Raw genomic sequence first — 22950 nt, forward strand, 5'->3', positions numbered from 1 at the left:
GCCAGGGAGTGTGGAGGAGAGAGATGGGGTGGTCGACCGACACCGCGCTACGCCGGCATGTGCGCGATTTCCGCAGCCGCATGTCCCGTTCGTTCCCTCCCAACCTCGCGCGGTTGATGCTTCTTGCATGCGCGGCTCTGTGGGGCGGAAGCTATCTGGTCGCCAAAATAGCCATGGAGACGATTCCTCCCATGTGGCTCATGTTCATCAGGCTTGGCGGAGCGTGCCTCGTCATGCTGGCGCTTTTCCATCGATCCATCCTTCCGAGCCTGAGGCGGTCGATTGTCGTGCCCGCGCTTGTGGTCGGCGGCACATATTTTGGTTCCATGGCGCTTCAGACCACAGGATTGCAGACGATCGACCCTGGCCGCAGCTCGTTTCTGACCGCCGCCTATGCGGTTCTCACGCCATTCGCCGTATGGCTGGTGACGCGGATGGCTCCCAAGGCGATACATGTCGTCTCCGCGATCATCTGCATGACGGGTGTGGGATTCGTGGCGCTGAAGCCCAGCACCGCGACGCTGCAGCTGTCGTACGGGGATGTGCTGACTCTGATCAACGCCGTCTTCGTGGCGTTCAACATCGTTTATCTAGGAATCTATATCAAACGTTTCAACCCTCTAGCTATGACGTTCGTTCAATTCGTGGTCGCGGCTGTGCTCTTTCTGGCATCTGCGCTTGCGTTCGAGCCCGGGCCCAATGCGGCATGGATGGACTCTGAAGTGGTGTGGAGCATTCTCTACCTTCTTCTCGCGGCGACGACGCTCGCCCAGATCATGCAGAACATCGGTCTTGCGCACGTGCCCACATCCAGCGCGTCGATCATCATGTGCAGCGAAAGCGTCTTCTCGGTGTCCTTCTCGGCCATCTTCTGGGGCGAGCGTGTCGGATGGACGTCCTTGGTGGGGTTCGCGTTGATATTCGCTGCGATGGTTTTGTCGTCGATGGGGGGAAGGACGCCGGTCGGATACCATCGTCGGCACGACATGACGTCGATCCACGGAGATTCCGAGGATGTCCAGCTGCTGTAAAGCCTCACTGGCGTCTTGTCGTTTACTGTGGTGCCCGTGAAGAAGTTTTTTCAGGGGATATCCTTTTCGCAGATACTCGCCGGCGCGCTGGCGGCGGTGACCTCGTTCCTGCTCGCCGCGAAGATCGGCATCGCGGGATCGGTGATCGGCGTGGCCATAGGCTCCATCGTGTCGGCCATCGCCTCGCAGATATATCAGAATGTGTTCAAGGAATCATCGAAGAAAATCCAAGTGGTGAGCTCCCGCGATCATGATGATGATGGCGATATTGGCGAATCGGGAGACGCCGCCGGCTCCGCTGCTGAAGTCGGATCCACGGCGGAGAAGGGGAACTCGTCGCAGGCCAATTCCGAAGCGGACGCGGATTCGACGGTGGTCGTGGGTTCCGTGGATGCGGTGGACTCCGATAAGCGGATGCCGACTTCCGGCTCCTCCGCGGGTTCCACGGCAATTCTTGAGCCCGTCCCGTCGAAATCGGAGGAGCGTGTCGCGGATTCTCAATCGCAGCCACACCCACGCGTGGTCTCCTCCCAGGATGTCTCCGGGAGTTCGGGGAGGCGTGGGAGCGCCGTCACGGGGGCCGACATCATCGCCCAGCGCCGGCATAGACAGCGCAGGAGCGCCATAATAGTGGCGGTTGTCAGTGGCCTGGTGGCGACGCTCATATCCGCCGGTGTCGTTCTTCTCGTCACCAACGGCCACGGCACGGATGATGTTGTGCGGACGATGGTCAACAATTCCCGAACGGAACGCCGTGACGGGCAAAGCCAGACGCCTGATTCCGGTGGCCGTTCGTCCACGCGCTCGAACTCGCCTTCGACCGACTCCGCATCGCCGTCCTCGGATTCCTCGACGTCGTCCACCTCGACGTCGTCCCCCTCGACGTCGTCGCCGACATCCACGTCGTCTCCGACTCCCACGTCGTCCCCGACCACATCCTCTGCCGCGCCGACGTCATCCGGTGGTTCGAATGCGGATGACGGTGATGACACCGTCTCAACCGAGAACTCGACGGCGACATCGTCCAGCCAGCAGAAAACCCAGAGTTCGAACTAGCTTGGCGATTAGCTTGGCGTTTGTGTCGATTGCCTGCTCATGGGTCAATATGCGGGCGTAATCGACACGCCGACTTGTCGAGGTTGTCGAACTGTTGTAGCCTGTCTAAGGCCCAAACGGGTCGAGTTTTGGGGCTATGGCGCAGCTGGTAGCGCATCTCCATGGCATGGAGAGGGTCAGGGGTTCGAATCCCCTTAGCTCCACCAAGACCCTAGGATCGTTGATTTTCCAACGGTCGCGGGTTAAGAATAATGCTGAAAATGTATTATTACTTGTATTATTATTTTTGGCTTAATCGACGAATCCAACGAAACGTGTGACTGAAGTCGAATGCTCAACTCACAGCTCTCATCGTTGGGATCTCAACGTTCTCGTCACTCTTGTGACTGTTACCAAGGGATAGTCTAGGGAAGACAGTGGTTCCTGGCGGAACCACGTCGCTACGCTGATGCTCCGCGACCCTAGACTATCCCACCGCTTCGGCTTCCAATCCTCTGGTATTTCGTCTAATTCTTCAGGTCTCACCTTTCTACGTGCTCCTCACCGATTTTTATTCGGTTTTATTCGCGGTTATTCGGCATTATTCGGTTCTGAACAACACCTCAGCATTACTGCTACTTAAAATTATTCGGTTATTCGCGGTCCCCACTTGTAGTACTGGGGACCCGCGCTTCGCGTCGCGTGATCACCACGCATCACATGCTCGCACTGCGCACAACGGCCAGCAGATCTCGCCCATCGCTCGACTGCTGGCCGTGCACACATCACGCCCACATGCCACGCGCAATCACTCATCAACACACCCCAAACCTTCTAGGGCTTCTCGACCCATCAACAAATCCAGATGCATCGACCCACTCACGATCTTCATTCCAATGACCACCAAGATCGCGTATCGTAATCAAGCTTGTAATCACTTGCAATCCGCCCAGCTCAACTGTTTCAGTTCCCCTTCTAAGAGAGGAAAAACCTGGCCATTACACGCGGACAAGCCGCAGCGCTAACCCACTCAACTCAACCAGTTCAAACGACCAACACACGAGATTGCCCTCTAACAAATACTCATGCCACACGTAGGGGGGGGTAAATACATACCAATCATGGTCGAGCGTCTATGGTGCGTTAGATTGCGTCTAAGGCATGGTCCAGCATCGAGCCACCACTCAACTCAATCAACTCAGCCAGTAGATTCCACAAATCGCAATGTATTATTATCTGTATTATTATTCCAGATCAGATGCTATGACCGCTGTTATACCAACAAAAATGACAAACCCCGGCAGCTCCACAGACAGGTTGAGGCCACTTCTTCGGAAGTGGCCTTTTTCGTTGGGACAGCGGGATTTTGGAATAGCGGCAATCGGAATATCACCGGAATGTCAGGAGCATCGCCGTTTTCATTGAATTCGCGTTACTAGAATTCTGCTATCTCGGTCAAGGGACCATGTCTGGTTTCTCTGGCAGGTTATCGTGGGCTATCGCAGGACTGTCGGTTTTCGTCCAGAACTAGATGGCTCGTGTATCCGGCCAGGTCCGCGGCGCGAGATCGTCCAGCGTGACGTCCAGAACCTCGGCCAGACTGATCAGATTGCGAAGTCCGGGATTCGAAGGCTGGCCGTCACGGTTGGCGCCTGATTCCAATCTTTGATATTGCGAGCGGCTCATTCCCGCGTCGTGGGCAATCCTCTCTTGGCTTATGCCCTTCTGATTGCGCAGGCGTTGAAGATTACGGCCGAATAATGTGGCATAATCCGCCCATTGCTCGTCGGTGAACAACTGTTGCGCCATATGCTCATCCTTCCCTCGAACCTCGGGAATCATGCTACCCCCGTCGGGGATCCCGCGGCATCCGTTTGCCCAACTCGCTGCGCGGCCGATCGCTGCGCGGCTGAGACAGGCTCGTCGCGTTCTGATCGGGAATGGCAAAGGGGTGCCAAAACTTGAGGAAATGCTGAAAATGGGTGGATGGAGGGCCTGACACGAGTATGGCGGTGCCAGGTCCCCCTGTCCTCATCCCGGAGATCTGGATGCCCTTGTCCGTGGACGGGGGTCCACACGCGATCGCGTGTTGGGACATGTGACATCATGGACGTGCATTCTTCCCGAAGTCTTCCCACAGCCTGTAAGCGCAATAGGGGAATCCTTGGAATCCGCCAAGTGTCGGGCGAAGTCCGGGGGCTTTTTCTGTTCATGGATCCTCTATTCATGAACCTTCCAGAGATTTTCGACATCTTCCTGATGGCATGACAATGCAACGGCCAGAACGGTTCGCCATACTGTCGTTCAAGGCCCCGGTTTCTCTCTCTCCCTTTCCTTCCCGGGGCCGCACTCGTGAAAGGTTGGTGGGCTGCGATGACACGCGTGGTGATTGGACTTCTGGTCTTCTGGACCATCGTCCTCATCGTGAGCCTCGTGGTCGCCCGCCTGTTCTGGATGGCTCCGGTCTCGCTTCTGCTTGCCGCGGCCACCCTGGTGTGGAGCGTCGCGCATGCGTTATTCGATGATTAAACGTCTTTGCGTTGGCTTCTGGTGTTGGCTGCTGTTCGGCATCTTGTCTGGATTCCCTTCTGACGGATTGTGACTGAGCCATACGGCTCGTATGCTGGTGTGGATCTGGGATTGCCGCGGCGTATGCCGGGCCATGCATGGCTACGGAGGTCAGGGAAAGGTCGGATGTGTCTTTTATCGCAAGTTTCACGGGGCCATTCATTCTGTCTGTTGTTCTCTGGCCTTTCGCATCGCTTCTTCTGACGCTTCCCGTTCTCGCGTTCCTGTACCATCGCGACAACGGTTTGCGATTCCGGCCGGCCTTTGAGGCCTATCTGGTGGTTCTGTATCTTCTGGCACTGGTGTGCTTCACCATGTACCCGCTTCCCTCGGATCCCGTGGCCTTCTGCTCGACTCACCATCTGGAGCCTCAGCTCAATCCCCTCCAATTCATCTCCGACATCCGCACGGATGGCGTCAGGGGAGTGCTTCAGCTCGCGTTGAATGTGGTCTTCTTCGTGCCATTGGGCTTTTTCATGGGGCGGACCTTCCGTTGGCCTTTCCGCGTGGCCCTTCCCGTGGGTTTCCTTGCGTCCCTATGCATTGAAACGGCGCAACTGACAGGCCTGTTCCATCTGTATCCCTGCGCGTACAGGCTTTTCGATGTCGACGACCTTCTGACCAACACGCTTGGGGCCGTCATTGGCTTCGCCATCGCGCAAGCTTTCTCCCGCGCCTTTCCGCCGGAGCTTGTGGATGCCGAGACGATTGACTCCAACCCGGGTCTTGTGCGCCGCTTCGTCGCGTTCTCCATCGACATGACGCTTGTTCTTTCGGCATCCATACCGACGGTGTTCCTTATCTGGATGGCGAGCGGACAGGTTGGAGGGAACCCCCTCAACGCCCGATACAGCGTTGCTGTGGAGGTCTTCTTCTTCGTGCTGTTCGAGGCGGTTGTTCCGTGGTTCCGTGATGGGCGGACGGTTGGCGGCGCCTTCACCCGGATGACGGTCGAGACCCGGCCCAGGACCCCTGTCCGTCGGGCGGTTTTCCATGCCGTGAGAACCGCGACGCTGTACGCCATGACCTTCAGTTGGCTGGCGTGGGTCTCGGCGATGCCGCTCATCATCGCCGTTGTTCTGTGGGTGTTCTGGATGGTGACCCGGCGTATGCCGTACGATCTCATCTGACCTTCACCCCACGACATCTGTCCTGTTCGTCGGCTAGAACTGCGTCAGGTGACCTATCAACGAGTTATTGACGCAAGATTTTTGTTGTCCGTGCTGTGCACCGGAATCCTTTCGTTCGCGGGGGTTTTGGTCGAGACGGCTTTGAACGTCGCCTTCCCCTCGTTGATGCGACAGTTCGGAATTGGAACGTCCACGGTGCAGTGGGCGACCACAGGCTACCTTCTTGTTCTGGCCATCGTGCTTCCCGTGTCGTCGTATCTCAAAAGAAGTTTCGCGACCAGGCATCTGTTCGTCGCGTCAACCGTGCTGTTCATCGTCGGTACCGTGCTATGCGCCGCAACCCCCGTGTTCGCCGGGCTTCTTGCAGGCCGCATGCTGCAGGGGCTGGGGACGGGCATGGCGTTGCCGCTGATGTTCGGCATAGTTCTTGAGCAGTCGCCCTTCAACCGCATGGGAATGATGATGGGAGCGGCCTCGGCCATAACGGCGCTGGCTCCTGCTGTGGGGCCGTCCGTCGGCGGTCTGGTCATAGAGCACTGGGGATGGAGGATGATCTTCGTCCTTCTCGTTCCGATTCTTCTTGTCTCTCTGGCCGTCGGATCGTGGGCGATACGTCAGGGCTCCACTCCCGAGCGTGGAGCCCTTGACATCGCCGGATGGGTGATGTTGGCGATTGGCTTCACCGCTCTGCTTATGGGGTTGTCATCGACATCCTCGTCCGGATGGCTGTCATGGCGTTTTGCGGCGTCCCTGCTGGTGTTCGCCGTGTGCATGGCCGGTTTCGTCGTCAGATCGTCGAACGCTCGCAATCCCCTCATACGTGTCAGCGTGTTCCGCCATCCTGTTTTCATTCTCGCTTTGGTGGCAATCATGCTCACCCAGTTCACGATTCTGGCTTTGGGATATCTTCTGCCTAATGTGGGGCAGGAGGTTCTCGGGGCTAGCGCGTTCCAGGCTGGATGCATCCTTCTTCCCGGCTGCGTTCTCGGGGTCGTTCTGGCACCGTTGAGCGGTGGGATCCTCGACAGGTTCGGCGCGTCCAAGCCGGTTGTGATCGGTTCGGGGGGAATCGTCGTGTCGCTTGTCCTCATGCTGCTCACCCAAAGAACGGACGGCACGGTCGCGATGTACATGATGGCCTATGTTCTTTTCGCGGCAGGGCAGGGAATGTGTGTTCCCACGGGAATGACCCATGCCTACGCCCACGTTCCTGAGGACAGGCAATCCGACGCCAACGCGGTGATGAACACCATGCAGCAGTTGGCGGGCGCGTCTGGAACCGCAGTGACCACATCCATCGTGGCATCCGCGCAGCGTGGGGTATTGCCTATCGCCGTCTCCACAAACGTGGGGGCGGGCGCGTCCCTGGTTGTTCTGTCGGTGGTCGCGGCGGTTGCGATGGCGCTTTTCGCGGCTTCCCTTATCGTGGCGGCGCGTTTGCCGTCCACGTCGTGTTCCTGATGGGAAAGGCCCGGTGGATGGGGATGGCGGGATAATGATCGCATGACACAGGATCTCATATCGTTGACGGTCATCATGGCGGTGTCCGTGGTGTGCCCGATCGTCTCCCGTCTCATACCGCGGCAGGCCGTGCCGCAGACGGTTCTTCTGCTTGTCGCCGGAGCCGCGCTGGGGCCCTATGGTCTCGGCGTCATCCATCTGACGAAGGCCGTGGATCTCATATCGGAGCTGGGTCTGGGCTTCCTGTTCCTCATCGCTGGCTACGAGATAGAACCTTCCCGCCTTGGAGGGCATCAGGGCAGGATGGGTTTGGCCACCTGGCTGGTCACCTTCGGGCTGGCCTGGGGGCTGGTGATTCTTCTTCCGTTCTTCACCACGCATGACATGAACGGCGCGGCCGCCGCGATCTGTCTGACCACGACGGCCTTGGGCACCCTCATGCCCATACTCAAGGAACGCAGTCTTGAGGGAACGCCCGTAGGAGACGCCGTGGTCGCGTATGGGACCTGGGGGGAGCTGTGCCCGATCGTGGCCATGGCGGCGCTGCTCTCGGCGAGGACTCAATGGCAGACGTTTCTCGTTCTCGCGGCGTTCTGTCTCATCTGCGCGGTGGTGGCGGTAGTTCCGGTGGCGGCCCGCAGAACAGGGGGATGGCTGTACCGTTTCGTCGTCGACACGTCCGACACGTCCTCTCAGACGCTGATGAGAATAACCGTGCTTCTGCTGCTTGCCCTGGTCACATGCTCCGCGATCTTCGGGTTGGATTTGGTGCTTGGAGCCTTCGCCTCCGGTTTCGTGCTTCGAATGATTCTTCCCGATGGGTCCGATTCCCTGGACGTGAAATTGGACGGGGTCGCTTACGGATTTCTGATTCCCGTGTTCTTCGTCGCATCCGGCGCCGTGATCGACGTGCATGCGGTGGCGTCGGATCCCACTCTGTTCGTCGTGTTCATCCTCATGCTTCTTCTGGTTCGCTCCCTTCCCGTCTTCCTTGCGATGGCTGCGGATCGTCGCAATCCCATGTCCTCCCACAACCGGGCGACGGTCGCGCTCTACTGCGCCACCGCGCTGCCATTGATCGTCGCGGTGACGTCGGTCGCGGTGTCGTCCGGAGCTATGAGAAGGGCGACGGCCTCGACTCTTGTCGCCGCCGGTGCCGTGACCGTTTTGGTCATGCCGCTGCTCGCCTTGATGACATCCCGCGTGGCGGACGCACATCCTGTCGGCGCCGTTCGCGAGATAGCCCATTCCCCGCGTGAGGCCCGGGCCATTCTCGCGGAACACTGGGATCTGTTCGAATTGATGCGCACGCTTGATCGTCTGGAGGCACAGCATTCTGACATCCGCGATGAGATCCATCGATCCCTGCACGGTGATATGGGCGTAATCACCGACACCGTAAGGGAGAGGCGGCGCAAGGCGGTTGAGCGGGCACTTCGCGACCATCGCAGGCTTCAGGAGGAGTTGTCTCGCAGACGCCAGTCGCTGAATGTGGATAATCAGGATGGTGAAGGGGACGCCGGAGAGGACGTTTAGACCGGCCATGTGTGGGCAGATGTTCGTCGGATGGCGGATAATTGGACGCATGGCAAGCAGGGGATGCGTGGACGAATCGAATATGCGTTGGCGGGGAGTGGCGGCGTCGAAGGCCGGGCAGGTCGTTGATCTTCCCCTAGCGGCGATGCTGGGGGTCTTCCACGGAGGTGCGGTTATACAGCTCTCGTTGTGCGTGGTGTCGCTCATCCTCCATGGGGTTGTCATCTGGCAGGTGTGGGCCGTGACCGTTCTGGCCATCGTGTGCTCGGCGGTGATAGCGGCGTGGGTTCTGTGGCACAAGTCATACAGGATCCCGTGGTGGATGGGCGTCATTCATCTGTCGGCGACTGTGGTGGCCATGGTCGTGCAGGGCCTTTTCCTGCCGCGTGACGTTCAACTGGGGAATTGGAATGTCTGGGCACCCGCCTATGCGGGTCTTACCCTCGCAACCCTTCCCGCGTGGATTCCGTCGACTTCTCTTGCCATCGCGGTGGGCGCCGCCGTGGCGGCGCTGTACGTTGTGGTCGTTCTTCCCGGCAATGAGACGTTGTTCCTGTCGGTATCGATGAACGTCGTCGGGTATCTGGTCTTTGTCGTGGCGGCGGCCATGCTTCTTCAGGTCGCCCGGCGTTTGGCCAGACAGGTCGAGGAATCGCATTCGGAGTCGGTCAGACTCGCCGGCGAATTGAAAATGGACCGTTATCTTTTTCATATGCACAATGCCAGCGGGCTTCTCGCCCGGTTGTCTAGGGACGACATCCCCGACGCCATACTCCCCGCTTTGCGCATGCAGGCGGCGCGTGAGGCCTCCCGTCTGCGCGTGGCCATGACATCCAGCGTGGATGACACCTCGCAGTGGTGGTCGTTGGGGCGCGTTATATCGAACGCGATCAGCGGATTCGGCCATCTTCCCCTTGAGATCAACGATCTTCTCGGAAGGCACGTCGCGCTTCCCGTCCATCAGGCGATGGCGGTTCAGATGGCTCTGATCACAGTGCTGTACAACGTTCAGTTTCACGCCAAGGCGCATGAGGTGACCATCCATGCGGACGACCATGGTGGTTGGTGGGAGGTGTCCGTCGTGGACGATGGCGTGGGCTTCGATCCGGCCTCCATAAGCTATGGGTTCGGTCTGCAGCATCAGGTGCTGGAGCCTCTGAAGGCGGAGGGACTGTCCGTCAGCATAGAATCGGCGCCAGGGGAGGGGACCGCTGTAACAATCCGCTCGTTCCCGCGACAGTAGGCGGGTGTGGATAATTCCTCCGATGGGGATCGTTTAATCGCTTAAAGCGGATATCCGCATCTCATTGTGGGAAATTCATCCTTCGGCGGTATGGTCTTGCAGGGATGCCCGTCTTCGGCGGGTGGGAAGAGATGTGGGGGTATTCGACCGATGTCGACCGAGAACCGGCCGCGTGTCGCGGTTATCGACGATGAGACGCAGACCAGACGCACGTTCGCCGTGGCGTATCCGCAACTGGATGTCGTGGGATCGTATTCGTCTGTGGAGGAGGAGCTGTCGCACTCGCCGGCTGTGGATCTCGTGGTTCTCGATCTGATGCTTGACACGGGGGCGTCCTCGGATGGATTGCTGCAGGGAACCGCCGCCGTTCATCGATTGTCTCAGAAAGGCCTTGTCTGTCTTTATACGGACGAGAGGCGACCGTTGGTGATCGCCAGATGCTTCGCCGCAGGGGCGATTGGATTGGTCCGCAAATCCGATTCACTGGAGGACAACGCGCAGGGGTTTCTCAAGGCCGCCACGGGTTCTCCCGTGGTTCCCCGTTCGATGGTCGGGCTCGCGGAGTTGCTGTCGCGCCGCGACCGCCTTCCCGAATTGACGGAACGGCAGGTGCAGGTTCTTAATGCACGGGCCCGCGGGGAGTCCTGGAGGTCCCTGTCACGGCGTCTGAACATATCGCCAAAAACCGCGTACGACCATCTGGAGGCTGTGACGGCCAAAATGGTTTGGTACCTGCACGATGTGGGTCTCGATTATGACGCGTCTCCCGCGGATGTCGAGCGTGCGCTGGGTCTGGCTCCGGGTGATCTTGACGATCGTCGGTGGAGCTGATCGTCCTCGTAATCTTCCACAGTTCGAATAGTTCGTCGACCGCGTTGTCGTTGCCTTGATCCCCATCCCCGAGCAAGCAGCAGGACTATTACAGCAGTGGTGATGTGATGCGCGCAAACGGAAACACACACCCTCCATTTTCCGGGTATTGGAGATTCGCGCGCGAATAACGCGACGAGAACGGCTGATGGTGGCAGATGGGTCGCGGTCGGAGGCCGGAAGGATGTCCGCCGAGTGTTCCTGCCTGTTCGTATCCCTGGTTTTCATCCCATGGTTTTCCTCCCGCGAACGTCCATTTATCTATTTTCGGAAACGTTCGGTGCCGAGGAATGGAAGGGCCGCCCCGATCGATCGGGGCGGCCAGGCGCACCCTTACGCCATCGCGAGTTCGCGGATGGCCTTTCCCTCATGCTCCATCGCGCATCTGTCGCAGATGGGCAGGAGGTCCGAAGCCGAGTCGTCGGTGGGTGTGGGGGCTCCGCAGTAGGCGCAACGTCCCCTACTTTCGGCGAGAATCCGTTCAATCGCGGTATCGACGATGTCGTCGATGTCGTCATCCAACGTGAACGCAACTTGTGGTTTGCTCATGTCGAACCTTTCCATCCGGAGTTGTGTTCCGGAACGCTATCATTGTAGACAGCGGTGTCGTTGGCTGCCAGAGATTGTCCACAGGGGGAACACGACGGAAACATGTCATAGGGGGGTCGTGCGGGCGCAGCTTTTGACAGCGAGTCGTCGCCGGCCGCGGCTCGCCTCTTGTGCCACAATGGGAGCGTCCGTGGAACTCCGCGGCTGAAGGGAGCGTCATGCAGGGGCCTTGGGGCGTGCTTCTCGTATATTCTCCGACAATCGTCTTCGGACTTTTCCTCGTCGTGTCCCTGATTCGTGAGCCGCGGCAGTTCCGTAACGCCATCTGGCTGCTGCTGTTCATCATCACACTCAGCGCGTGTCTTTTCCTTCAGTTCGGCACGGTCTGGATGCTTCTTCCCATTCTTGCCATCGTCGTTCTCGCCCCCGTGGCGGTTGTGGTGTTTCTGGTGGCCAACACCGTGGTGGTCACCAGAAACGAGGGGGTGTCCCTTGCCACGCTGCTGCCCGGGATCCTCGCTCTGGCCGTTGTGGGATACATCGCGCTGCTCCCGGTTCTAACGGTTCTCAAGGCTCCGGAATGGGTTATGGACATCGCCATGCTCGTCATGGTGGAGGGACTGTGGTTTTTCCTGTCCTTCGTGGCGCTTCTCATGTACTCGTGGCTCTACCGGCTGTTCCCGAGGCGGCGGGTCTACGACTACATTATCATCCACGGTGCCGGACTTCAGGGTGACAAGCCCACGCCGCTGCTTCGCGGCAGGATCGACCGAGCCGTCACCTTGTGGGAGCGTCAGAACAGACGTGCCAAGATCATCGTCTCCGGGGGTCGGGGTGATGACGAGACCATCAGCGAGGCCGAGGCCATGAGACGCTATCTCGTCGATGAGCGCAAGGTTCCCGAAACGGCCATACTGATGGAGGATCAGTCGACCACGACCCTCGAGAACCTGCGTCTGTCGAAGAGGATCATGGATGATCTCAGCGGGGAGGACGCCTATCGCGCCGCGCTGGTGACAAGTGACTATCACGTGTTCAGGGCGAGCGAATACGCGCATGTGCTCGGAATGAGGGCCGACGGTGTGGGCAGCCACACGAAGGGCTATTACTGGCCGAGCGCGTTCATCCGCGAGTTTGTGGCCATCAGCCGCTCCCACATGTGGCCTTACATCATCATCGCCATTGTGTGGGTCGCTTGGTCGGTTCTCGCCGGGGTCGCATCGATGATGGCATGATGCCGGAGTGTCGATTTCGGCGTCGATACAGGAAAAGCTGATACAGGAAAAGTTGATACAAAAAAGCCGGTGAGGGAAAGAAGAGGAGGAGGGTGTCGCATGATTGATGAGGTGGTGTTCGTCCGGCATGGACGCACATCGTACAATCTGTCGCGCCGACTTCAGGGGCAGATCGACATTCCGCTCGACGCGGTGGGCCGATGGCAGGCGGATATGACCGCGTACGCCTTGGCAGGCCGCTATTACTGGGCCAAGGTGGCCTCGTCCGTGGACAGGGCTGGTCGTGTGGACAACGCCGATGATGCCGGTGGTGCGTCCGCGGATCGTTCTGCCTACGGATCGCTTCCGCCGGTTGGCAGGTCGCTGCGCGTGGTGTCATCCGATCTTGTCCGCGCGAGGCAGACCGCCGAGGCGCTCGCCGACGCCATTCACGTCGGTGTGCGGTGCGACGCGCGTCTGAGGGAACGCAGTTTCGGCAGGTGGGAGGGACTCACCCGTGAGGAGGTTCGTGAGCTTGACGCGGAAGCCTACCGATCTTGGAAGGCCCACTCCGGAGGAGAGCGCGCCTATGGCGTGGAGGACAGACGTGACGTCGGACGCCGTGGCGCCGAGGCTGTGTCCTCGTTGGTGCGGGAACATGCCGATGACGTTCCGACCACGATGGTTCTCATCGGACATGGATCGTGGATCGTCGCGACCATCGCCACGCTTCTTGGCCTGTCCGGTGAGGCGATAAGCGCGATGGGTGCCATGCGCAACGGGCACTGGTCGGTTATGACTCCGACGCCGACGAACGGAGGGGGCCTGCGGTGGACGCTTGAGGAATATAACCGTGGTCCATCAACCGACGAGGATTGGGATAATGGCCCCTCCTACCTCCGTGTGCCGGGAGCACCTTTGTGGCGTCCTCTGGATGCCACGGCGGGCAGGGCGTGAGCATGTGCGGAACGGGGTTCCTGCGTGGTGTGGGAACCATCCATCCGGGTGTTGAACTATCGTATAGGGGGCGCTTGTGAATCGTCGCCGGTTATGCCTTGCGGACTCAATGGGAACGCAGACGGAACCGGCGCGGCTTGTGGAGGCTCCGCGTGGTTGGTCGAACGGTGGAAGGCAGGTGAGCCATGCTAAGGATGTTCAACACCGTGAATGGTCAGATTGAGCGAATCGACAGACCCGTTGACGGCGCGTGGCTCCATCTCACCGAACCGACCGACGTCGAGCTGGCGTCGGTGTCTCAGGAGACCAGGATCGATCTGGCCGACCTGAGGGCTCCTTTGGATGATGAGGAGCGCTCACGTGTCGACGCCGAGGACGACTACACGATGATCATCGTGGACATCCCCACAGTGGAGGAGCGCAACGGGCGCGACTGGTATGAGACGATTCCTCTCTCGATCATCGTCACGGAGAACCTCATCATCACCGTGTGCATGCAGGACACGCCCGTCCTGCATCCCTTCATGGAGGGGACGATTCGAGGCTTCAACACCTTCATGAAATCACGTTTCATTCTCCAGATCCTCTACAGGAACGCGACGATGTACCTACGCTACTTGCGCATCATCGACAGGGAAAGTGACAGGCTCGAGCTCAAGCTGAGGCATTCCATGCAGAACAGGGAGATCCTCATGCTGCTGGAGCTGAGCAAGACCTTGGTCTATTTCACGACCAGCCTCAAATCGAACGAGATCGTGATGGAGAAGCTCACGACGCTGTCCCGCATCAAGCAGTACCCTGAGGACGAGGACCTTCTCGAGGACGTCATCACCGAGAACAAGCAGGCCATCGAGATGGCCAACATCTACAGCGGGGTTCTGGCCAACATGACCGACGCTTTCGCCTCGATTGTGTCGAACAACCTGAACAACGTCCTGCGCATCTTCACCATCATCTCCATAACCTTGTCCATTCCGACCCTGATCTTCTCCATGTATGGCATGAACTTCCAGAGTGGTGGAATGCTCGGAATGCCACTGACGGGCAACAGATGGGGATTCATCATCGTGATCGCCGTGTCGATGATCCTGTCCGCCGTCGTCACGTGGTTCCTCACTCGGTCACGGTTGTTCCGGTGACACCACAGCCATCGACGCGACCCATACCCGCAGATCGGCCCGCGCGGCCTCACGGCGTCCGGAGGGTCGACCATTATGCTGGTGCCCTATGAGACGATTGCCGAACGTGGGCCGTGGCCTTTCGCGAGCCATACGAGGAGCCGTCGTCCGTGCGCTCGCGGTGGCGCTCTCTGTGGCCGTCACCATATCCGTCTCCTCCTGTTCCGCGACCACGGACTCCCAGACGCTTCCCCAGGGGCCGGCGATTCCCGTCGGCATCACCGTCGACGAACCGGGTGTTTCACTTGAGCACGACGGCGTGTACTCGGGCTTCGACGTGACGGTCGCGCGCTATGTGGCCGGCGTATTGGGGTATGGCCAGTCCCAGATCGTGTTCGTTCCCGTCACGGTGGGAAACGCCTCCCGCGAGCTTGAATCGGGAACTGTCGACATGGTCTTCTCCGCGCTTCCGGCCGATTCGGAGACGCGGTCAGGATGGGAATATGTCGGCCCATATTTATCCGCCAGTCAGGGACTGATGGTTCGCGTCCGCGACAAGAAGACAATCACCGACTCGTCGTCCTTGGGTGGCAGGCAAGTATGTGTGGTCGAGGGGTCGGGAGCGGCGGATGTCATTCGTCAGAAAAGTCCCGGAGCCGTGATCTCCACCCGGTCCAGCTATAAGAAGTGCCTTACTGCGTTGATGGTCGGACAGGCCGACGCCGTGGCAGGTGATGGCGCAGTGCTTTCCGGGCTTGTGCGGTCGGAGGGGGCGGGCCTCGTGACGATGTCGTCGTGGACGTACGGATCGTCGCCTCATGCCGTGGTGATCCGCGGGAGTAGCACGGAGCTTGCCAGGACGATCCGCACCGCGCTGGTGAGGATGATCAGGGACGGATCGTGGGCGAAGGCCTATGCGACGCTGCGCAAGGACACCGGCTACCGGACCGGATCATCGCTTGACAAAGACCACATAGAGATACATCGGTCGTCCGTGTCCAGCTGAGGCACGATAATCCTCATTTATGAGCGACAACGAGAAGAGCGTGGACAGGGAATCGGATGATGCGGCCAGGACGCCGTTCCGCTACAATGCGGACCTCGCCCAGGGAATCGAAAACAAGTGGCAGAAATACTGGGATGACAAGGGAACCTTCTGGGCGGCCAACGTCTCCGGCGATCTTAAGGACGGTCGAGGGCTCAACGCCGATGGTCGTCCCTCGTATTTCGCGATGGACATGTTCCCCTATCCGTCGGGCAAAGGCCTTCATGTCGGACATCCTCTCGGGTATCTCGCCACCGATGTCGTGAGCCGGTATCACCGCATGAAGGGCGAGAACGTCCTGCACGCGATGGGATACGACGCCTTCGGACTTCCGGCTGAGCAGTACGCGGTCCAGACTGGACAGCATCCCCGTGTCACCACTGAGGCCAACATCGCCAATATGCGCCGCCAGCTGCACCGCATGGGATTGAGCTTCGACGACCGGCGCAGCTTCGCGACCATCGACCCCGGATACATGCGATGGACTCAATGGATTTTCTCCCGGATCTATGACGCATGGTACGACCCCGATTTCGTTCGTCTGGATGGCGGTCGCGGGTCGGCAAGGCCCATATCGACACTTGTCGACGAGTTCAGATCCGGCGGCAGGACGGTCCCTGGTCATGAATCAAGCGCCTGGGACGAGCTGACTTCGGCGCAGAAGTCCGACGTGCTCAACGACTACCGCCTTGCCTACATCTCCAAGTCGCCGGTCAATTGGTGCCCGGGTCTGGGGACCGTTCTCGCGAACGAGGAGGTCACGGCCGAGGGGCGCTCCGAACGCGGCAATTTCCCGGTGTTCCAACGCGAGTTGCGGCAATGGTCCATGCGCATCACAGCCTACGGCCATCGTCTGATCGAGGATCTGGACACCATCGACTGGCCTGAGAAGGTCAAGCTCATGCAGCGCAACTGGATTGGCGAATCGCACGGGGCTTCCGTGCATTTCTCCGTGGAGACGGCCGATGAGACCAAGGACATGGAGGTGTATACCACCCGTCCCGACACTCTGTTCGGCACGACGTTCGCGGTGGTGTCTCCGGAGCACGATCTTCTGGGATTCGTTCCCGAGCAGTGGCCGCAGGACGTCCCTCAATCATGGACAGGTGGATATTCGAGTCCGCGCGAGGCGGTGGCCGAATATAGGCGGAGCGCCGAATCCAAGACGGCGAAGGACCGCGTCGACGAGGGTGGCGAAAAGACCGGACTCTTCACCGGGCTGTACGCCGTCAATCCCATCACCGGGGCCAAACTTCCCCTTTTCACCGCGGATTACGTGCTGATGGACTATGGGACCGGCGCCATCATGGCCGTTCCTGGTGGAGACCAACGCGATTATGATTTCGCGGTCAAGTTCGGGCTTCCCGTGGTGTACACGGTGTCGCCGCTTCCCGAATCAGGCGACAGCCTCGACGACTATGTCGGCAAGGCGCCTTTCGTCTCGCACGACGGCGTGGTGGTCAACTCCAGCGTGGACTCCACCGCGGCGACGGGGCGTCCGCTGTCCCTTGACGGGCTTCGGGTCGATCAGGCCATCGCCAAGGTCTCCCAGTGGCTGGAGGAGGCCGGCGTGGGACGGGGGACGGTGAGCTATCGTCTGCGAGACTGGCTGTTCTCACGCCAGCGGTATTGGGGAGAGCCTTTCCCGATCGTCTACGGTGAGGATGGTGTCCCGCATCTCGTTCCCGACGACCAGCTGCCGATCAATCTGCCCGAGGTGCCCGACTACAGTCCCAAAACCTTCGACCCCAACGACTCCGCGTCCAATCCCGAGGCGCCGTTGAGCCGCAACGAGGATTGGGTCAAGGTGACGATGGATCTGGGCGATGGCCCACGCACGTATTACCGTGACACCAACACCATGCCCAACTGGGCGGGATCATGCTGGTATTACATGCGCTATCTTGACCCCCATAACGATCGGCACATGGTGGAACGTGACGAGTACGACTACTGGATGGGTCCGCACCATAACGAGTCCGCCGGTGCCTCCGGCGGCGTGGACCTCTATGTCGGCGGCGTCGAACATGCCGTGCTCCATCTGCTCTACTCGCGTTTCTGGCATAAGGTTCTGTACGATCTGGGCTACGTCGATTCATGTGAGCCGTTCCACAAGCTCTTCAACCAGGGAATGATCCAGGCCTTCGCCTACACGGACGAGCGCGGCCAGTACGTCCCGGCCGCCGAGGTGGAGCAGGGGCCCGACGCTTCCACCGGGGAGCCCACATTCACATGGCATGGTCGGCCCGTGAACCGTGAGTTCGGGAAGATGGGCAAAAGCCTGAAGAATATCATCACCCCCGACGACATGTACAGGGATTATGGCGCGGACACGTTCCGGCTCTACGAGATGAGCATGGGGCCGTTGGATGAATCCCGTCCGTGGAACACACGCAACGTGATCGGAGGGATGCGTTTCCTTCAGCGTTTGTGGCGCAACGTCGTCGACGAGCGCACTGGCGAGTTGGTGGTGTCTGAGGATGCGCCGGATGTGCCCACGCTCAAGCTGCTCAACAACACGATCGTGGACGTCACCGCGGAGATGGAGGGAATGAGGCCGAACACGGCCATCGCCAAGCTGATTGTGCTCAACAACCACCTCACATCATTGCCGAAGGCCCCTCAGGCCGCGGTGGAGCCGCTGGTGCTTATGCTCTCTCCCATCGCGCCCCATATCTGCGAGGAGCTGTGGAGCCGTCTGGGGCATGACGACTCTTTGGCTCATGCCGCGTGGCCGAAGGCCGATCGGCGCTACGTGGGGCAGGACACCGTCACCGCCGTTGTTCAGGTTGCGGGCAAGGTGCGCGCGAAGCTTGACGTCAGCCCGGACATCGACCCCGACGAACTGCGTTCGCTGGCGTTGGATGCCGTCGCATCCCGGCTGGGAGGCAGGGAGCCGGCCAAGGTCATCGTCAAGGCGCCCAAGATCGTCTCCATCGTTCCAGCCCGCTGACGGCACGTTCGACCACAGCTTCTCCCCGGGGATGTCGGTGTGGTCGGGGTCGGTCATCATGGGGGCATGTTTGATGTCCGACCAGTGGGCATGCGCCGTGTTCGCATGCCGGGAATGCGTGGAGGAGGACGGCGTGATGCCCGTGTGACGTCACGCCATGGTCCGCGGATTCGTCGGCGGCTCCGTGTCATTCCCTCTTGTGCCCCTGTGGATGGCGATCGTGGGGAATCCTCCGATCTTCTGCGTCCCATAGACGCGGTCGCACCCGAACGGTTCGATCCTCCCGGTCTTTCACAGGGGAACGCGCCAGCATCCTTACCGAATCCGGCGCGCGGACGTACATCCAAGGCGTTCGGTCCCGTTCAGGCGGTGGCGGTCATGATGGTGCTGCTGTGCGCGTTGTCCGCCAGCGTGACCATGCTCATCACCCAAGCGATGAACTATTCGGCCGCGGCTTCTGCCACGGTGTCGAGAACTGTGGCAGGCACGGAGGCGACGGGGATATCGAGTGGCGGGGCTGCCGAGGATTCCATACCGCAGTCATCCGGAACCGCCACGGAATCCAGCACCCCGGCGGCATCGACGTCCACGGCATCCGCGTCCGCATCGGAAAACACAACGATCGACATCAACAGCGCGGACGAGAGCGAGTTGGATGAGCTTCCCGGCGTGGGGCCGGTTCTCGCATCCCGGATAGTGGAGTACAGGCAGTCCATCGGGCGTTTCACATCCATCGATCAGCTTCTCGACGTCTCCGGCATCGGAAGTAAGACGATGGAGAGGCTACGCCCCTTGGTGAGCGTATCATGACTCGTCCCGCGTCCCGGATTCCCATGGTGCGGTGGGATATGCGGATGGTCGCCCTCGCAGCCGTGGTCTGGGGCTTTTCGTGGATGGCGCATGGCCTTATGTCGCTTATTCGTTCCACTTCGATGGTGGATACCGATGAATGGTCGATGATTGCGCCAGCCACGGTGATCCTGTTCTGCGTCGTGACTGGATTGTGCGTGATGGCCATGACGTACGGGCGGCCTCGGGCGGCTTCCACCGTCATGCTCGTGCTGTGCGTCGCGTTGGTGTCGGTTGTGTCCACGGCCACGCAGGCTCTCGACCGGTGGCGTTCGTCTGATCTGCTGCTCTCCACGGGAGCGTCGCGTCTGACAACGGTCACGATGACCTTCTCGGGGATTGTCAAGACCTCCTCCGTACGGGACGCCGACTGCCGCGTCGATGTCGTCGTGCGCGCCATCGCATCCGAGAACGGGGGGAATGGAGCCAGTCTTCCAGCCGTGGCCTTCGCGTCGGATCCCATATGCTCGCGGATCGTTGGAGGTTCGACGGTGGAAGTGGATGTTACGGCGGTCGAATCCCCAGTCGGAGGGGAGAAGCCGTGGCTGACGATTTCCGAGGGTGCCGTGATGACTTTTGTGAGAGGGCCCTCATGGCTTGTCCGTTGGAGGGACTCTCTTCATGATGACTTCTTCGGTGTTTGCCGGAATCTTTCCGATCAGGGCAAGGTTCTGGTTCCGGGCCTCACACTGGGACTGCTTGGAAGCGAGCGGTATTCCTCGGACGATGATTTCGCAGTCGATTCGCAGTACGCCGATTATCTGGGCGAGGGATTCTCCCAGGTGGGGATCATGCATCTCATGGCGGTGTCGGGTGGACATTTCATGCTCGTCGCCGCTGCCGTTCGCCGTCTGTGTCGGATGTTCCGCGTTCCACAATGGTGCCGCGGTCTTCTGACGGCTTTATCCTGCGCGGGGTTGGCGGCAGTGATGGCACCCTCGGATTCCGTTGCGCGCGCTCTGATCATGGGTGTGTGGTCGAGCGGATGGATGGTTCTTGGCAGACCTTCCCGGAGCCTGGTCGCATTGTCGTGGACGGCGATCGTGGTGGTGGTCGTTGATCCATCCTTGTCACGAAGCTACGGATTCTCGCTGTCCTGTGCCGCGGTTCTGGGAATTGTTCTTCTTGCCGATGGCTGGAAGGAAAGGATGGAGCCATTTCTCGGAGGCGTCGTGTCCTCCGCGCTGTCGATGACGATGGCCGCCCAGATCGCCACGTTGCCCATACAGGTGATGATGGAGCCGGTCATTCCCCTCGTATCCCCGGTGTCGAACCTGCTTGTGGCGCCCGTCGTGGGGGTTGCGACGGTTGCGGGCCTTTCCGCTTTTGCCTGCGCCTCCATCCTTCCAGGTCTTGCCGGGTGGCTGGCCGTCATCGCATCATGGGGGACTGCGGTGATGGAAAGAACGGCCATGCTGATGACGGAGGTGCCTTATTCGACGATCCCATGGATAGCGGCGCCGTGGGGAGCTTTGGTGATTGTCGGCGTCTATGTCGTCGCCGGAGTGGCTCTGCGATCATACCGGGTACTTCGTCGGCGCCGGAGGGAAAGGCGCGGCTATGGCCGCGGTTTTCACAGGACTCCAGCCTCGCGTGTTGCATGGTGGGTTAGGGAGACGGTTGACGTAGTGCGGGGGTGGTGGTGATGTGGCGCCGCATGGTGGGAATCTGCGGGGGAATGATCGGTTATCGTTGCTTCGGCCGTTTTGTCCACCGATGACGGGACATTGAAGGTTATGGCACGACAGGCGGCGGCACCGATGACCATCGTCATCGGGAAGGATGATTATCTCGCTTCACAGTCGATCGGAGAGTGTCGCACGGTGGCTCTGCGGTCGCATCCGGACGCAGAGTTGGTGGATATCGATGCGGCCAGTGATGACAGGTATGCGTTCGAGGAGGCTGTGGGCCCCTCGTTGTTCAGCTCAGCGTCGATTGTGACGGTGGCGAATCTCGCCTATGCCGACGAGGGTTTGCGTGACTCGATGGTGGAGTTCTGTGGTCGTGCTCGTGGATCCGGCGATTCGCACGACGCGGAATCGGTGGTCATCGCCAGACACGACGGTGGGGCCAAAGGCCGTGGTGTCGTCAATGCGCTTCTCAAAGCCGGAGCCGTCAAAGTGGAGGTTCCTGATCTGACCAAGCCCGACGCCCAGCTGAACTTCGTTCTACGCTGCTTCGAGCGGCGTGGGAAACGGGTGACTCCGGAAGCGGCCCAGCAGCTTGTCGCCGTTCTGGGGGACTCCATTGGCGAGCTCGCGGCCATGTGCGGACAACTGTGCGATGACTTCCCCTGCGACCCACTTGGCGTGGAGACGGTGTCCGAGTATCTTACGGCGAACCCCCGTGTGACGGGTTTCGTGGTCGCGGACAAGGCCATGTCCGGGAACGCCGGTGTGGCTGTGTCCGCGGTGCGCGATGCGGTGGCGCAGGGTGTCCAGCCGCTGGCACTTATCGGCGCATTGGCCATGACGCTGAGAACAATGGCGAAGGTCTCGGCTATCCGAGAGGGAACATTATCCGCCGCCGAGGCGGGATTGAGGCCCTGGGCCGTGAACAAGGCGACCAGACAGCTACGGGGGTGGACGTCCGAGGGAATGTGCCGATGCGTGTGCCTTTTGGCTCAGGCCGATGAGGCCGCGAAGTCGGGTGCCGGGGACCCGATGTATGCTCTGGAACGGTCGGTCATAGCGATCGCGGCCCGTGGCAGGAAGGATGTCAGTGACCATGTCCGCATCTGAGTGTGGCGTCGGGGGGAACCCGGCCCTGAACGGATCCGTTGGATCCGACGTCGCGGCGGTGACGGCCGAGACGTCTGATGCGATGCGCGACATCGGTTGGCGTGTGGCATCCATCTGCAAAGGGGGCGATGTCGTTCTTCTATCGGGTCCATTGGGGTCCGGGAAAACGACGTTCGCGCAGGGATTCGCCAGAGGATTGGGCGTCACCGGGCATGTTGTGTCCCCCACATTCACCATCGCGCGCGAGATGTCGGGACGATTCCATGACGGAAGTCCCGCGCATCTGGTTCATGTTGACGCGTATCGCATGGGCGGCGACGGCTTTGCTCCGGGGCAGGACGCTTCCGGCGCTCTTCTTGACGAGTTGGAGTCGTTGGGCTTGGATGAGGAGATTGAATCGCCTTCGGGAGACACCGTGGTTCTGATGGAATGGGGGGAGCAGATGGCGGTGGCTTTGGCTCCCGTGCGTCTGGAGGTGCATATCGACAGGTCTGCGGCCTCGCAAAGTCCGTGCGTGGATGCCGAGGCCAGCGCGGACGGCCCACGGACGGTGTCCATCATCGCGGTCGGGGATTCATGGGCGCGGCGGGTGTCCCGCATGCATGTGGAGGATGGGCATGGGGCCGTGTCGGATGGTGCGGATCCAGCCG

The 22950-nt window shown here is 60.2% G+C and carries 18 protein-coding genes, 1 tRNA gene and 1 pseudogene; 18 read left to right on the top strand and 2 right to left on the bottom strand.

Translation table 11 applies throughout. From position 1 onward, the window contains the following. Nucleotides 1-23: 23 nt before the first annotated feature. From Q1X90_RS04000 to Q1X90_RS04010, 3 genes are all read left to right on the top strand, one after another. Nucleotides 24-1031, top strand: a complete 1008-nt coding sequence (locus tag Q1X90_RS04000) for a DMT family transporter (RefSeq protein ID WP_300766769.1) — start codon at nucleotides 24-26, stop codon at nucleotides 1029-1031. Between the two features lie 36 nt (nucleotides 1032-1067). After that, nucleotides 1068-2087 carry a hypothetical protein gene (locus tag Q1X90_RS04005; protein ID WP_300766771.1) on the top strand — a complete coding sequence of 340 codons (1020 nt, stop codon included), beginning with the start codon at nucleotides 1068-1070 and terminating at the stop codon, nucleotides 2085-2087. Between the two features lie 130 nt (nucleotides 2088-2217). Further along, nucleotides 2218-2293 (top strand) — tRNA-Ala (locus tag Q1X90_RS04010). A 1300-nt stretch (nucleotides 2294-3593) separates the two neighbouring features. On the opposite strand, the gene Q1X90_RS04015 is transcribed toward Q1X90_RS04010, so the two are convergent. Next, entirely contained in the window at nucleotides 3594-3875 is a 282-nt protein-coding gene (locus Q1X90_RS04015) for a helix-turn-helix transcriptional regulator (protein ID WP_300766773.1), read from the bottom strand. Between the two features lie 564 nt (nucleotides 3876-4439). Here Q1X90_RS04015 and Q1X90_RS04020 point away from each other — a divergent pair. The 6 genes from Q1X90_RS04020 to Q1X90_RS04045 all read left to right on the top strand — a co-directional run bounded on the left by Q1X90_RS04020 (nucleotide 4440) and on the right by Q1X90_RS04045 (nucleotide 10835). Next, nucleotides 4440-4595 (top strand): hypothetical protein, encoded by a 156-nt coding sequence (locus Q1X90_RS04020; protein ID WP_300766775.1) that lies wholly within the window; start codon nucleotides 4440-4442, stop codon nucleotides 4593-4595. A gap of 167 nt (nucleotides 4596-4762) precedes the next feature. Next, on the top strand, nucleotides 4763-5764 hold the full coding sequence (locus tag Q1X90_RS04025) for a VanZ family protein (RefSeq protein WP_300766777.1): 1002 nt from the start codon (nucleotides 4763-4765) through the stop codon (nucleotides 5762-5764). Nucleotides 5765-5812: 48 nt separating this feature from the next. Continuing rightward, nucleotides 5813-7225, top strand: coding sequence for a DHA2 family efflux MFS transporter permease subunit (locus Q1X90_RS04030; protein ID WP_300766779.1), 1413 nt, complete (start codon nucleotides 5813-5815; stop codon nucleotides 7223-7225). A 42-nt stretch (nucleotides 7226-7267) separates the two neighbouring features. Then, complete coding sequence (locus tag Q1X90_RS04035) at nucleotides 7268-8761, top strand: cation:proton antiporter (protein ID WP_300766781.1); 1494 nt, start codon at nucleotides 7268-7270, stop codon at nucleotides 8759-8761. 49 nt (nucleotides 8762-8810) lie between these two features. Then, nucleotides 8811-10004 carry a hypothetical protein gene (locus Q1X90_RS04040; RefSeq protein WP_300766783.1) on the top strand — a complete coding sequence of 398 codons (1194 nt, stop codon included), beginning with the start codon at nucleotides 8811-8813 and terminating at the stop codon, nucleotides 10002-10004. Nucleotides 10005-10154: 150 nt separating this feature from the next. Further along, on the top strand, nucleotides 10155-10835 hold the full coding sequence (locus Q1X90_RS04045) for a LuxR C-terminal-related transcriptional regulator (RefSeq protein ID WP_300766785.1): 681 nt from the start codon (nucleotides 10155-10157) through the stop codon (nucleotides 10833-10835). A gap of 372 nt (nucleotides 10836-11207) precedes the next feature. Here Q1X90_RS04045 and Q1X90_RS04050 read toward each other — a convergent pair whose 3' ends face one another. Further along, a complete protein-coding gene (locus Q1X90_RS04050; protein ID WP_300766787.1) occupies nucleotides 11208-11423 on the bottom strand; it encodes a hypothetical protein in 216 nt (71 codons plus the stop codon). Between the two features lie 218 nt (nucleotides 11424-11641). Between Q1X90_RS04050 and Q1X90_RS04055 the strand changes: the two genes are divergently transcribed. The 9 genes and pseudogenes from Q1X90_RS04055 to tsaE all read left to right on the top strand — a co-directional run. Continuing rightward, a complete protein-coding gene (locus Q1X90_RS04055; protein WP_300766788.1) occupies nucleotides 11642-12658 on the top strand; it encodes a YdcF family protein in 1017 nt (338 codons plus the stop codon). 99 nt (nucleotides 12659-12757) lie between these two features. Next, nucleotides 12758-13594, top strand: coding sequence for a histidine phosphatase family protein (locus tag Q1X90_RS04060; protein ID WP_300766790.1), 837 nt, complete (start codon nucleotides 12758-12760; stop codon nucleotides 13592-13594). A gap of 185 nt (nucleotides 13595-13779) precedes the next feature. Further along, on the top strand, nucleotides 13780-14733 hold the full coding sequence (locus Q1X90_RS04065) for a magnesium transporter CorA family protein (protein WP_300766792.1): 954 nt from the start codon (nucleotides 13780-13782) through the stop codon (nucleotides 14731-14733). Nucleotides 14734-14821: 88 nt separating this feature from the next. Next, nucleotides 14822-15718 carry a transporter substrate-binding domain-containing protein gene (locus Q1X90_RS04070; protein WP_300766794.1) on the top strand — a complete coding sequence of 299 codons (897 nt, stop codon included), beginning with the start codon at nucleotides 14822-14824 and terminating at the stop codon, nucleotides 15716-15718. 19 nt (nucleotides 15719-15737) lie between these two features. After that, entirely contained in the window at nucleotides 15738-18710 is a 2973-nt protein-coding gene (gene leuS / locus Q1X90_RS04075) for a leucine--tRNA ligase (protein ID WP_300766796.1), read from the top strand. Nucleotides 18711-18917: 207 nt separating this feature from the next. Next, entirely contained in the window at nucleotides 18918-19520 is a 603-nt protein-coding gene (locus Q1X90_RS04080) for a helix-hairpin-helix domain-containing protein (protein ID WP_300766798.1), read from the top strand. Continuing rightward, complete coding sequence (locus tag Q1X90_RS04085; RefSeq protein ID WP_300766800.1) at nucleotides 19517-21205, top strand: ComEC/Rec2 family competence protein; 1689 nt, start codon at nucleotides 19517-19519, stop codon at nucleotides 21203-21205. Before Q1X90_RS04080 ends, Q1X90_RS04085 begins: the two co-directional genes overlap by 4 nt. 90 nt (nucleotides 21206-21295) lie before the next feature. After that, the gene (gene holA, locus Q1X90_RS04090; RefSeq protein ID WP_300766802.1) at nucleotides 21296-22300 is read left to right on the top strand and encodes a DNA polymerase III subunit delta; all 1005 of its coding nucleotides are present in this window, start codon (nucleotides 21296-21298) and stop codon (nucleotides 22298-22300) included. A gap of 82 nt (nucleotides 22301-22382) precedes the next feature. After that, nucleotides 22383-22883 (top strand): annotated as a pseudogene (tsaE, locus tag Q1X90_RS04095) (tRNA (adenosine(37)-N6)-threonylcarbamoyltransferase complex ATPase subunit type 1 TsaE); the annotation flags it as partial. Nucleotides 22884-22950: the final 67 nt, after the last annotated feature.

The sequence above is a fragment of the uncultured Bifidobacterium sp. genome (genome assembly GCF_949292005.1).
Taxonomy (GTDB): Bacteria; Actinomycetota; Actinomycetes; order Actinomycetales; family Bifidobacteriaceae; genus Bifidobacterium.

What these genes read in the sequence shown, in the direction of transcription:
- Q1X90_RS04000 (WP_300766769.1), top strand. Translation starts at nt 24, where the DNA reads ATGGGGTGGTCGACCGACACCGCGCTACGCCGGCATGTGCGCGATTTC.
- Q1X90_RS04015 (WP_300766773.1), bottom strand. Translation starts at nt 3,875, where the DNA reads ATGGCGCAACAGTTGTTCACCGACGAGCAATGGGCGGATTATGCCACA.
- Q1X90_RS04020 (WP_300766775.1), top strand. Translation starts at nt 4,440, where the DNA reads ATGACACGCGTGGTGATTGGACTTCTGGTCTTCTGGACCATCGTCCTC.
- Q1X90_RS04035 (WP_300766781.1), top strand. Translation starts at nt 7,268, where the DNA reads ATGACACAGGATCTCATATCGTTGACGGTCATCATGGCGGTGTCCGTG.
- Q1X90_RS04040 (WP_300766783.1), top strand. Translation starts at nt 8,811, where the DNA reads ATGGCAAGCAGGGGATGCGTGGACGAATCGAATATGCGTTGGCGGGGA.
- Q1X90_RS04045 (WP_300766785.1), top strand. Translation starts at nt 10,155, where the DNA reads ATGTCGACCGAGAACCGGCCGCGTGTCGCGGTTATCGACGATGAGACG.
- Q1X90_RS04050 (WP_300766787.1), bottom strand. Translation starts at nt 11,423, where the DNA reads ATGAGCAAACCACAAGTTGCGTTCACGTTGGATGACGACATCGACGAC.
- Q1X90_RS04055 (WP_300766788.1), top strand. Translation starts at nt 11,642, where the DNA reads ATGCAGGGGCCTTGGGGCGTGCTTCTCGTATATTCTCCGACAATCGTC.
- Q1X90_RS04060 (WP_300766790.1), top strand. Translation starts at nt 12,758, where the DNA reads ATGATTGATGAGGTGGTGTTCGTCCGGCATGGACGCACATCGTACAAT.
- Q1X90_RS04065 (WP_300766792.1), top strand. Translation starts at nt 13,780, where the DNA reads ATGCTAAGGATGTTCAACACCGTGAATGGTCAGATTGAGCGAATCGAC.
- Q1X90_RS04070 (WP_300766794.1), top strand. Translation starts at nt 14,822, where the DNA reads ATGAGACGATTGCCGAACGTGGGCCGTGGCCTTTCGCGAGCCATACGA.
- leuS (WP_300766796.1), top strand. Translation starts at nt 15,738, where the DNA reads ATGAGCGACAACGAGAAGAGCGTGGACAGGGAATCGGATGATGCGGCC.
- Q1X90_RS04085 (WP_300766800.1), top strand. Translation starts at nt 19,517, where the DNA reads ATGACTCGTCCCGCGTCCCGGATTCCCATGGTGCGGTGGGATATGCGG.
- holA (WP_300766802.1), top strand. Translation starts at nt 21,296, where the DNA reads ATGGCACGACAGGCGGCGGCACCGATGACCATCGTCATCGGGAAGGAT.